At 39.3% G+C, this 12,963-nt stretch carries 10 protein-coding genes; 2 read left to right on the forward strand and 8 right to left on the reverse strand.

The window, feature by feature from the left end; all coding sequences use genetic code 11:
• Positions 1-5: 5 nt before the first annotated feature.
• From DW036_RS13625 to DW036_RS13660, 8 genes are all read right to left on the reverse strand, one after another.
• Positions 6-1,172, reverse strand: a complete 1,167-nt coding sequence (locus DW036_RS13625; protein WP_118464843.1) for a glycosyltransferase — start codon at positions 1,170-1,172, stop codon at positions 6-8.
• Between the two features lie 9 nt (positions 1,173-1,181).
• Positions 1,182-2,222, reverse strand: a complete 1,041-nt coding sequence (locus DW036_RS13630) for a glycosyltransferase (RefSeq protein ID WP_118464844.1) — start codon at positions 2,220-2,222, stop codon at positions 1,182-1,184.
• 21 nt (positions 2,223-2,243) lie between these two features.
• A complete protein-coding gene (locus tag DW036_RS13635; protein WP_118464845.1) occupies positions 2,244-3,416 on the reverse strand; it encodes a glycosyltransferase in 1,173 nt (390 codons plus the stop codon).
• A gap of 509 nt (positions 3,417-3,925) precedes the next feature.
• On the reverse strand, positions 3,926-5,029 hold the full coding sequence (locus DW036_RS13640; protein WP_118464846.1) for a cytochrome-c peroxidase: 1,104 nt from the start codon (positions 5,027-5,029) through the stop codon (positions 3,926-3,928).
• 110 nt (positions 5,030-5,139) lie between these two features.
• Positions 5,140-7,071: an LruC domain-containing protein gene (locus DW036_RS13645; RefSeq protein WP_118464847.1), complete on the reverse strand. Its 1,932-nt coding sequence runs from the start codon at positions 7,069-7,071 to the stop codon at positions 5,140-5,142.
• A 416-nt stretch (positions 7,072-7,487) separates the two neighbouring features.
• Positions 7,488-8,156: a bifunctional 4-hydroxy-2-oxoglutarate aldolase/2-dehydro-3-deoxy-phosphogluconate aldolase gene (locus DW036_RS13650; RefSeq protein ID WP_009127171.1), complete on the reverse strand. Its 669-nt coding sequence runs from the start codon at positions 8,154-8,156 to the stop codon at positions 7,488-7,490.
• 74 nt (positions 8,157-8,230) lie between these two features.
• Positions 8,231-8,599 (reverse strand): four helix bundle protein, encoded by a 369-nt coding sequence (locus DW036_RS13655; RefSeq protein WP_007213440.1) that lies wholly within the window; start codon positions 8,597-8,599, stop codon positions 8,231-8,233.
• A 43-nt stretch (positions 8,600-8,642) separates the two neighbouring features.
• Positions 8,643-9,668: a sugar kinase gene (locus DW036_RS13660; RefSeq protein WP_007662276.1), complete on the reverse strand. Its 1,026-nt coding sequence runs from the start codon at positions 9,666-9,668 to the stop codon at positions 8,643-8,645.
• 376 nt (positions 9,669-10,044) lie between these two features.
• Between DW036_RS13660 and DW036_RS13665 the strand changes: the two genes are divergently transcribed.
• Both DW036_RS13665 and DW036_RS13670 read left to right on the forward strand, forming a co-directional pair.
• A complete protein-coding gene (locus tag DW036_RS13665) occupies positions 10,045-11,100 on the forward strand; it encodes a LacI family DNA-binding transcriptional regulator (RefSeq protein ID WP_118464848.1) in 1,056 nt (351 codons plus the stop codon).
• A gap of 11 nt (positions 11,101-11,111) precedes the next feature.
• Positions 11,112-12,602 carry a UxaA family hydrolase gene (locus tag DW036_RS13670; RefSeq protein WP_118464849.1) on the forward strand — a complete coding sequence of 497 codons (1,491 nt, stop codon included), beginning with the start codon at positions 11,112-11,114 and terminating at the stop codon, positions 12,600-12,602.
• The last annotated feature ends 361 nt before the right edge of the window (positions 12,603-12,963 follow it).

Raw genomic sequence — 12,963 nt, forward strand, 5'->3', positions numbered from 1 at the left:
ACAAGTTAATTTAATCTTTCAAAAATAGCCTCCCATTGATCTGCAATGGTAGTTATATCAAAACGGCGTACCGACTGCATACATGCTTGTGACATTCTGTTACGCAAGCTCTCATCACTCATTAATGTTTCCAACGCACGGGCAAACCTAGCCGATGAGAAAGGAGGTACCAATAATCCAGTCTTACCATCATCTATAATGTCAGTTACGGCTGCATAAGAATTGAAAACCACAGGTATTGTACCAAAGGTCATAGCTTCCGTCAAGACCATTCCCCAACCTTCCGCATCACTTGTTAGGCATATAATACTGGCATCCTTATAGTACTGCTCCGGATCTTGATAACCCGCAAACACCACTCTTTCCTGTTTCGCAAACTTGCATTCAAGTTCTTTCTTTATCGGTCCATCTCCCACAAATATTAATTCCCAATCCGGAAATTTCTTATATAATCGCTTCCAGATGCCAACTAAGCGATCTACTCGTTTCAGATGCCATGCAATTCGTCCCACATAAAGTATTTGTTTCCTTTTTGCATAACCCGTCAATTGTTGGGGACGATATGTATTCGGGTCAGGTATCGCTATTAATTTATCTAAAGAATTCGGATATATTCTTTTTAATTCCGGAATGAATTTGGACGAAAGCAAACACACTAAATCTGAATAAGCAAAGCTATCTTCATAACCTCTTTTTAACATTTGCCAATAATCACGCTTTATTTTAGGTACCTTTATTATGCGAGCTATTCTTTTAATCTTCTCAATAAATGTATCATTCCTTAACCGCATCGTAAGCTTCCACAAATAATCATATACAAGAAGCGGATTTCCGTGCATTACTGATATGGTATGAACAGTTTTCAGTTCAGTAGAAAAGCTACAGATTGCATGATAAGCCAAAAGATCTTGGTTAATCACTATTTCAATGCGGTTCTCGATTAAGAAATCATGATAAAATTTACCATTTCGTTCCACGTCTTCTTGAGGAAAAGGGAAAAAAGAAAGTGGTGCTGGGTATGGATAATCCAATAAAGTCTCATCTCTAATTGTATGTAAAAAGAATACATTATGCCCTCTCTTTAAAAATTCCCGACTGAGAAGATCACTTACTCTCTCAATTCCTCCATGATGGGGATGAAACATTCTCAAATATAAAAATAATATATTCATTTCGTTTTATTATTCACTACCAAACATCCTTTTAAACTTCATATACAATAAAAAACGCATCCAGCCATCAAAGGCAGTTACCCCCACGTAGGAAAGTAAGAATTTACCAATAATGTCCACTTTATATTGAGGACTAAAATAGTTCTTAATCCACTTCTTGTTAGATGAAAGCAACTCACGCAAAAAGCATAGCCGATCTTTTCGGGTATAACGATTCTCGACTTTATAGATTGCCAATATAACTCTATGAAAAAATGCAGTCAGTGACCTCCAAACCTTATTCAATTCTCGTTGATTCAAAGCATACTTTTTCTTATAAAAATATACTCGATCTAAATAATTAACAAATGCAGCATATTCACTTCGAAAATCGCTACTATATGTAGATAAGGAATTTAGAGAATATCCAACTCGATAAATATAATCTGAATTATCACGAATAAATAAAAATTTTGAATAGAGTAAATAATCAAGCATAAAAAACATATCTTCAAAACATGATATAGAAGGAATAAACTGTATATTCCATTTTTGAATAAGCCGATTATCATACAATTTTGAACATGTATACTTAATATTTTGTTCCAGCAGTTCAGTCAGCACACGATAATAATCTGATGGGAATATATTCAACTCAGGAACATGAACTATTTGAGTGCTACCATCAGGCAACAGTTTACTAAATCCCCCCACTACCATTCCTTGGCTACTACTATCAATCGGTAACATATCACTCAAATTCTTCAAATAATCAGGAGTAACATAATCATCTGAATCTATAAAAGTAATATAAGTACCTTTTGCATAATATAAACCAACATTTCGAGCACTACTTACTCCGGCATTCTGTTGATGATAAGTTCTTATTCGCCCATCTTTCTCCACATATTTATCACAGATATCACCACTACGATCAAGGCTACCATCATCTATTAGTAACACCTCAAAATCAGTAAATGTCTGCTCTAAAATGCTATCTAAACATTGGGACAGATACTTTTCAACGTTATAAACAGGAACGATGATAGAAATTACAGGATTATTATTCATAACATTTGCTTAATTAAGATTTCACTCCTCTATTCCATGTTCTGTATGAATAAATCTTTTATTCGCCTCTTTCAGACGGAATAAATTAGCAAACATCAATAAAAATGAATATGGAATAAAGCATATCGCTTTAACCAAGCGCCATTGCCAGAAACGACGAGGTATTGCTGCTATCAACGCAAGCAGTAATAGCCCTAAAATTACCCACCATTTATAGGCCAATGAAGGAAACCATATAGAAGAACATACGGAAAAAATAAATGTAAATCCTAACAATAACACCCGTGAAAGTGCTGCCTGTTGGAATAGTTTGTCACAAAAATCCCATTTACGATGACGAATAGCAGGTAATAAATGATGCACAAATTCGCCCAGACTATAGTATTGCGCCGACAGCCAGCGACGGCGCTGTTGATAAAAGTTTTTTGCCTTCTGTATTTTTTCATCCAGTACATACGTATCAGGCAAGTAATGAAAGAAAACACGGTGATAAAGCAACTTCATTTCTAAAACTCGGTCAAAACCTCCAACCGAAGTATTACTCATCATTGCTTTATAGAATAGTGAATATTCAAACGCCATGCCGGAACCAATCAAAGCTGCCGACATGCCTAAATTCACATGTCCTAAACGGAATATAGAATTATTTATTTCTTCACTGATAGCATCCAAATAGGCCATATTGGTATTCAAGTTCTTTGCAACGCGATGCGTTTGAACCACCTGCACTTTGGAATCAGCAAAAGCATTATTTAATTCCACAAGATAAGAAGAATTGATTATATTATCAGCATCTATTATCAAAGCAATATCGTAGGAATCCTTACCCAAATATTCAAGAGCAGCTTTCAGCGATTTTGTATTCGTACTTTTCTCGAAATCTACCTGAAGCAGTTTTATAGGCAATACACGCAGTTTCTCATTCGTAGAAGGTTGCATGTGATCCGAAATCACTACCACATCATATCTGTCACTTGGATAATCTTGTGCCAAACAAGCTTGCACCGTATCCATAATAACAGCATCTTCCCGATACGCCGCAATCAATAATGCAATCCGTTTATATTCCTTCGCCGGAGCCATTTTAACTGGTCTACGGCGAAGTGATGCTAAGCTATAAACTAATAAATACAATATGTTTATCGCAAACAATACATATAAAACCCAATCGAGTATAAGCAGTATCTGTTCCAAAATTAATTTTTTATGTAGATGATGCCACAAATATACAAAGAATGACTGGAATAATCATCATTTCTAAAAAAAAGAAAATGTCCTATATTTCATTTCAGGACACAAAAAAACGAGCAAGCTCTCACGAACCTCTCGCCTCTGTAAGAAAAGCCTTAGAGGCTTTTCTTTTAAACTTCATCATTGTTACCTAAAAATCAATCTTCTTTTTACCCAAAATAAATTTCTAATTACCTATAAAAATAAACTTTTTTCTTTTACCTTTATACCTAATTACCTATTTTTTTAATCCAAATTTTAGCCTATGAAAAAACTATTAACTAAATCTTTTTACCCTAACTAATCCTTTATTGAAAACTAAAAACTAATTTATTTAAAAGTCAAAATCATGAGCAGTTTCCCAACTGCGATACAAAGGTATGAAAAAATTCCGTGTACGCAAACAGCCACACGAAAAAACGTGTGTTTTATAACATCTTTTTAAGTTTATCCAGCTTTGTTTACGGTTACAGTTAGTTTTGAACGCCTTTAAAATCATCTGTTAACGTTTTCATGAATGCTACAAGGTCGGCTTCTTCTTCAGGAGTTAAACCAAGGTTTCCCAACTCATCACGATTGACTGTGGCAGGACACTCGGCAGGAGGAAATTCATCACTCACATCACGTACATTATAGAAGTGAACGATTTCTTCAAGAGTTTTGAAATAGCCATTATGTCCATAAGGAGCGGTCAAGGCAATATTGCGCAAAGTAGGGACACGGAATTTGCCATTTTCTTCTTCTTTGCCCACAATGGGACCTAATCCCAAGTCAATACTATCCGGAGTAAGAAGAAAATAGTCGGCGGGCACACGAAGATGCGGATTTTCCGGATTACGCGGAATGCCAAGATTGTCATAGGTATGATCGGTAAAAAGAACACGTCCGGCACGCTCATCTTTATCCAGGATATGGCATTCAGCACACATTCCCTTATCTTTGAAAAGATCCATGCCGCGTGATTCTGTTTCAGTAAAAACATATTCACCTCTCTCCCAAGCATCATATTTGGAAGAAAAAGAATTCACTTCTTTGGATTGCTGGTAAATGGAAAGTGCATCTGTTATATGAGCATAAAGAGAATCAACATTGGCAGTTTCACCATAGAGACGCACTAATTCAGGATAATACGATGCACGACGCACCTTTTTCACAACAGAACTCCTATCTGGGTTTCCCATCTCTACAGGATTAAGAAACGGTTCACCTGCCTGATGCTGCAATGAAGGGGAACGTCCATCCCAAAAGAGCCCACCTACATAAGTTTCCTCCTCATCATCAAAATAGAGCGAGGGAACATACATAGAATAGCAGATAGTCATGGAATTACGCTGGGAATAAAGACCACGGACAGCACCTTCGGATACAATGCGGGAATCACGGTCTGCAAATCCTTTATCGGCTGTATGGCAAGTTGCGCAAGATTGTCCTGCAGGCTCAGATAGCTGGGTATCTTGAAAAATGAGTTTACCTAAAGCCTCCTTCCGGGTTCGAAGTGAAGAAGAATGATTACAGGAGATGAATCCTCCAATTACTCCGCTACAAAATAAGATAGAAAATAGTGTTTGCAATTTCATACAATAGTGTTTTTCTGTTATTCATCATTGACAAGACAAAAGTATAAAAAAAAGAGTTTTATCTATGGCAAAACATAGATAAAACTCTTTTTACTTAAAGAAGCTATTATTTACTTCTTATTCTTGTACCAATTCGTATTTGATGTACCTTTTGATTTTACCCACTCAATAAAATCAGGATAGGTATCATATATCTTCACACCTTCTGTAGGAATACTAAAATTGAGAATAGGAAGATTAATAGCAAACGGCATGATATCTACTTCTTCTCCATAACGGGTGATATAATAAATGCCTGCATCGACATTCGACATATCATCACTCGTATTGAAAAGTGACTTATCAGCTTTATCCGTAGGTGCGTAATTTACCAGATGCACTTCCCTGCTTCTACCATTAACAAATATGAAAGGATTATAAGGAGGTGTCACTTGGCTCAACTCCACATCTGCCAATTCAATGGTAACAGTAAACTTCTGATTTAAAACACTCTTAATATTATCAAACAAGATAACAGTAGGATGCGATTGATCTGTCTCTATTTTCCAACCGTCAGGACCTGAAACTTCGATACTTCTTACTCGGTCGGGTGTAAGATTATGGAGTTGGTATCCAAAACCACAAATGTGTGTACCTCCACTATGGAGGGGAGTAAACTCATCTACAATCTTATATATTTTGCTGCTTACAACATTCCGGTAAAGAGTAGATTGATAAGTCATCATCACATCATTCATATCATAATCTTTTTGCGCCGGCCATTGGTCTTCGTAAGCTAAAGTTCCCTTATAGGTAGTGGTAACATTGCTGGGAGGATCTACCGGAGGTAATTCCGGACCACCCGGATCAATAGCATTTGCTTCTGCAATCTTCAGATAGAAGGTGGCATCACAATAATCAAAATCTACATTATCCTCAAAGCCGATAGCTACAATCTGATCCGTACCTCCATCACGCAAAGCTACTACCCGCTGTGAATTATCATAATTCATAGTACTATATGAATAACGAATTCCAATACCTTTCAAAATATCACCAGATTTAAATGCATTTGCCTGCAAAGACCACCCAACAGTAACACCAGCAGGAAATTTATCCTCAAATTTCTGCTCAGCCTCATTCCAATATTTAAGTTTCACCTCATGTCCACACAGCAATGATCCTAAACGTTCTCCCGTATTTTTGTCAGTTTTAGAAATAGGAGAAGCATTGGGGAATGCAAGCACTTTTTGAACTGTTTCCGGAGTAGGAACAGTTCCTGATTTATAAGTGAAATATCCTACTGTATTATTAAAACTGGCACTACTTGCAACAAAAACAAGGCTCAGCTCTGTATCTTTGATTATTTTAATTTCAGAAGTAGTATTATTATTAAGCCAGTCAGGATGTAAATCTTTAATTTGTTTTCCACTGATATTACTATATGTACTCCGAATACTATATAAGATTTCTGCCGGTGGCGCACTCAAAGCAGCCTCCATATTATTGGGCATACCGTATCCATCCCAGTCTACACCAGGCATAAGCATCCAATCATCCAAATAATTATGGCCACCAGTCGTTGTGCCCCTTGTCTTGGTTTGCAGCGATGCAATGTACGCGCTCTGATTATAGTTTATCTCACCATTAGAAATAGTCAACTTAACCGGTGAAATAGCACCTAAATAATCAGTGTAAAGCCATACTTCCGTAATGTCTGAAGGGATTTCAACCGTACCTGAATATCGTCCTTTCTTGTCAGTAGGAGCCGAATAAACAGGAGACAGTGATTCATCTTTTATCCATGAATCATTTTCTTCCTTCATAGGGTCTTGACTATAAAGGTCAAAAGTGATATAATAATCACTTGTAAACCCGTAGTCCACATTTACTTTTACCTGCTGCATCATGCTGAAGTCAAAAACTTCCGAAGGCTTGAGAGGGGTGTTCTTACCGGTCTCCTCTCCTCCTCCCTGATACACATCTCTATCCGTGCAGCTACCCAGTAGAAGCATTGACATAAGGGACAGGAACACAATCTGTTTCATCTTTCGTTGTTTCATACCTATATATATTAGTAGTATAATTCGACAAACTCTTATCTGGCTACAAATATAAATACAAATAACAAGATATACAAGTTTTAGTTCAAATAAAAAAGTAACATATACAACTTATAGAAAAATGCGCAGCACAAAATATACAAGTTTATTAGCAAGAAGAATGATTTAATGAGAGTTTCCCGAATAAAGGCTATAAAACCTGATAAATTCTAAAAAATAGCTTGTCGAAAAAAAACTATATATTATAAAAAAACAAACCATTGGAGTAGCAACAATCTGCCAACTCCAACGGTTGTCCCCTTTAAACACCTTTAAACAAAATGGAATTCATTTACAATATACAATGTACAATGTACAATTTTACTATGCAGATTATAGCGCAGCCTAAATTGTAAATTGTAAATTGTAAATTGTACTTATTTTCTTGCTTCTGCTATATAAGCCAGCGCTTCTTTACATTTTTCAGTAACATAAGCCCAATCTTCCGCAGCAACTTTATCGTTCGGGAAGAGTTTTGAGCCCATACCTACGCAGAATACACCTGCTTTAATCCAGGAAGTCAAGTTTTCCTGAGTAGGTTCTACTCCACCGGTCACCATCAGTTTAGACCAAGGCATCGGAGCCAGCAAACCTTTTACAAGTTTTGCTCCGAGAACATCACCCGGGAATATCTTGCAGAGATCGCAGCCTGCTTCTTGTGCAAAGCCAACTTCCGACACACTTCCGCATCCCGGAGTGTAAGCCACCAGACGACGATTGCAAATCTTAGCGATTTCAGGATTGAACAACGGACCTACGACAAAGTTAGCACCCAATTGTAAATAAAGGGCAGCCGTTGCAGGATCTACAATAGAGCCCACACCCATTGCCATTTCAGGACATTCCTTTGCTGCAAACTTCACAACTTCTGCAAATACTTCATGAGCAAAGTCGCCACGATTGGTAAATTCGAATGCACGAACACCACCTTCATAACAAGCTTTCACTACTTTTTTTGCAACTTCTGCATCTTTATGGTAAAATACAGGAACCATGCCGGTTGAACCAATTTTGTTCAGCACAGCTATTTTATCAAACTTTGCCATTTTATGATTTACAATTTACAATGTACAATGTACAATTTAACCATGCGGACATTATACAGAGACATCTGTTATTATTACTTTATTTCTATATTCTGCTTATTGCGCATAGTGATTATAGACTTTACAATTATGCTAACCAGCTCCTTATTTTCATGATGCAAATCTTGCAGCAATTCGGGTTTCACAAGTTCAAGTTCCATTATCAGTTCCAACCAATATGCAGTTTCATCAAGTTCTTCTTCTACCATTTTCAATTTATTCAGAAAATCCTTATCAGACTTTCCAATGCAAGCGGCTCTATAGTTTGCTCCGGGGGAAGTTCCTGAACGAACTACTTGGTTTCCGATAGCTCTTCCTGCCGGAGTATTAGGAAGTTTATCTACCAACTTTATAACTCGTACCGCAAATACCTTTAAGCGGTTTTTCATCTCCTCTCTCGTCATTTGCCGCTATTTGTACATTGTAAATGGTAAATTGTACATGAAATTAGCGTTGAACACGTCCACTTGCATCACCACCAGCCAGTGATTCAACTTCTTCTACAGATACCAGGTTAAAGTCACCATTGATAGTATGCTTCAATGCAGAAGCGGCTACTGCAAATTCAAGAGCGGCACCCTGATTGGGTTTCGTCAGCAAACCGTGGATGATACCACCAGAGAAAGAGTCACCACCACCTACACGGTCGATAATCGGGTTGATATCATAACGCTTGGATTCGTAGAATTCTTCACCGTTATAAATCATTGCCTTCCAGCCATTGTGACTTGCAGAGAATGATTCACGCAAAGTAGAGATTACATATTTAAAGCCGAATTCTTTAGCCATTGCCTTGAAAATACCTTTGTATCCTTCAGCATCTGTCTTTCCGCCTTCTACGTCAGCATCGGGTTTAAAGCCTAAGCAGAGTTCTGCATCTTCTTCATTGCCAATACAAACATCTACGTACTGCATCAAAGGCTTCATGATAGACTGAGCTTTCTCTTTTGTCCAGAGTTTCTTACGGAAGTTGAGGTCAACAGAAACCGTAACACCGTGACGTTTTGCAGCTTCACAAGCCAATTTGGTAAGTTCGGCAGCTTTATCAGAGATAGCAGGAGTAATACCTGACCAGTGGAACCAATCGGCACCTTCCATGATAGCATCGAAGTCGAAATCAGCTGCATCAGCTTCAGCGATAGCAGAATGCGCACGGTCGTAGATTACTTTGCTGGGACGCATGGAAGCACCTGTTTCAAGATAGTAGATACCCACGCGATCGCCGCCACGGGCAATGAAATCTGTTTTTACACCATATTTGCGCAATGCATTTACAGCAGATTGTCCGATTTCGTGTTTCGGCAATTTAGTCACAAAGTAAGCATCATGTCCGTAATTGGCACAGCTGACAGCAACATTTGCTTCACCACCACCATATACTACGTCAAATGAATCAGACTGAACAAAACGAGTGTTTCCCGGAGTGGACAGTCTCAACATGATCTCGCCTAATGTAACGACTTTCTTTCCCATAATCTTATTTATTTTTTAATATGTGATTAATTTAGAACTTTCAATTTGTCATTTTAGAGCCAAAAACAGCCTTAATCACCTGATACTATGGAGAGTAAACTAAAATACGGTTCGTTCTTCATAGTCTTCGTGTGCGGGCACAAAGATACAACAATTTTCGTAATTACAAAAATTGTCATATATTTGTGCTGAAAATATTAAGATTATTATTGTGTGCGAACACAAGAGGAAGTACAATTTACCATTTACAATGTACAATTTGGCTATGCAGATGAAAGCTGAGACAGGCAGTGACTTCTAAAAAGCACAGATGATAAATGGTAAATAAGTAAATGATAACTTGTGAAATTGTACATTGTAAATTGTAAATAACCTAATGGCAGAAAGAATTAGAATCAAAGATATCGCCAAAATGGCGGATGTATCAGTGGGGACAGTAGATCGTGTGATACACGGCCGTAGCGGTGTGTCGGAAGCCAGCCGGAAACGGGTGGAAGAAATCCTGAAGCAACTGGATTACCAGCCTAATATGTACGCCAGCGCACTGGCATCCAACAAAAAATACACATTTTCCTGCCTGCTGCCGCAACATGAGGAAGGCGAATACTGGACTGCGGTAGAAGCCGGCATTCACGATGCACTGATAGCGTATTCGGATTTCAATATCTCCGTAGACCTCTCCTTTTACGATCCGTTTGATTATCATTCATTCGTAGATGTCGCCCAAGGTATCCTGGAACAGGAACCAGACGGCGTCATGTTTGCCCCCACCGTGCCGCAGCATACGAAATCTTTCACAGAGGAATTGAACCGACGTTCTACACCTTATATATATATAGACTCAAATCTGAAAGATCAACCCGCCCTTTCCTTCTTTGGACAGAATTCTCACCAAAGCGGATATTTCGCCGCAAAAATGTTGATGCTACTTGCAGGAAACGAGCAGGAAGTAGTAATCTTCCGCAAGATAAACGAGGGTATTGTGGGATCTAACCAGCAGGAACGCCGCGAAATCGGTTTCCGGGAGTATATGTTGAAGCATCACCCCAACTGCCGCATTTGGGAATTGGACTTACATGCCAAGCGGGACAGTGATGATGCACAGATGCTGGACGATTTTTTCAGAAAACATCCGAACGTAAAGAATGGTATCACTTTCAATTCAAAAGTGTATATCGTTGGAGAGTACTTGTTGAAACAAGGGAAAACAGCTTTTAATCTGATGGGGTATGACTTGCTGGAACGTAACGTGAAATGTCTGATGGAGGGCAGCGTATCTTTCCTCATAGCCCAACAGCCGGAGTTACAGGGATTCGACGGAATCAAGGCACTATGTGACTACCTGATTTTCAAAAAGGAAGTTCCAAGAGAGAACTTTATGCCGATTGACTTGTTGACGAAGGAAAATATTGAATTTTATCATAATAAATAATAAGAGTAATTATGGAAACTAAGTACCTTAAAATCAACCCTGCTGATAATGTAGCCGTAGCTATTGTAACGCTGCCGGCAGGAGAAAAACTCACTGTGGACGGGGTGGAAATCACTCTGAACGAGGAAGTACCCGCCGGACACAAATTTGCATTAAAAGATTTTGCAGAGGGCGAAAACGTCATTAAATATGGGTACCCTATCGGCCATGCACGTATGGCCAAGAAACAAGGGGACTGGATGAACGAAAATAATATTCAGACGAACCTGGCAGGATTGCTGGACTATACTTACAATCCGACAAGTGTTACGCTGGATATTCCGCACAAAGATCTGACATTCAAAGGGTATCGCCGCAAAAATGGCGAAGTGGGTATTCGTAACGAAGTTTGGATTATACCGACTGTAGGTTGCGTGAACGGTATCATCAACCAGCTGGCCGAAGGTTTGCGCCGGGAAACAGGCGGTAAGGGCGTGGATGCAATCATGGCTTATCCGCATAATTATGGCTGCTCACAGTTGGGTGACGACCATGAAAATACAAAGAAGATTCTGCGTGATATGGTATTACACCCCAATGCCGGCGCAGTTCTGGTAGTGGGCTTGGGTTGTGAAAACAATCAGCCGGATGTATTCCGCGAATTCCTGGGAGAGTACGATGAGGATCGCGTAAAATTCATGGTTACTCAAAAGGTGGGCGACGAGTACGAAGAAGGTATGGAGTTGCTGCGCGAACTATACGAAAAAGCAAGTAAGGACGAGCGCGTGGATGTTCCTCTGAGTGAATTGCGCGTGGGATTGAAGTGCGGTGGTTCGGACGGCTTCTCAGGCATCACGGCCAATCCGTTACTGGGAATGTTCTCCGACTTCCTGGTGGCACAAGGCGGTACAAGCGTATTGACGGAAGTTCCGGAAATGTTCGGTGCGGAAACCATTTTAATGAACCGTTGCCGCAACGAGGAACTATTTGAAGAAACAGTGAAATTGATTAATGACTTCAAGGAATATTTCCTCTCACATGGCGAACCGGTAGGCGAAAACCCATCTCCGGGAAACAAAGCGGGTGGTATCTCTACCCTGGAAGACAAGGCACTGGGATGTACGCAGAAATGCGGCAAGAGCTATGTGGAAGGCGTATTACCGTATGGTGAACGTCTGAAAGTGAAAGGCTTGAACCTGCTGTCGGCACCGGGAAATGACCTTGTTGCTGCCACAGCACTGGCTTCCTGCGGTTGCCACATGGTACTGTTCACTACAGGACGCGGAACCCCGTTCGGAACCTACGTACCGACCATGAAGATTTCAACGAACTCCACATTGGCAAAAAACAAACCGGGCTGGATTGATTTCAACGCAGGAGTCATCGTAGAAAATGAACCGATGGAAAAGACTTGTGAACGGTTCATTGATTATATAATCCAAGTAGCAAGTGGCGAATTCGTAAACAACGAAAAGAAAGGTTATAAGGAAATTGCAATCTTCAAGACAGGAGTAACTTTATAAATTGACATTTAAGAACCCGTTGGCGGAATTAATTCATAACGGTACAATAATGAGCTAAATGATAATTTATCGGGCTGAATTTTAAGCCTGAAAGGCTTGCATTATATAGCGTAGGGCATCGCCCTACGTAATATACATCCCCATTTTTGAGCCCTGAAAGGGCGAGATAAAGCGTGTATGCTTGATTGCGCCCTTTCAGGGCTTAAATAGAGATATACATAATCACGTAGGGCGTTGCCCTACGCTATGTAATCTCAGGCTTTCAGCCTTATAAAATCCGCGTTCGTCCGCCTTGTCCGCGTATCAATTTAGCTCATAACCATATAGAAAGAAATTATTTCCGCCAACAGGTAATTATAAG

The sequence above is a fragment of the Bacteroides sp. AF39-11AC genome, from assembly GCF_003474285.1.
Taxonomy (GTDB): domain Bacteria; phylum Bacteroidota; class Bacteroidia; order Bacteroidales; family Bacteroidaceae; genus Bacteroides.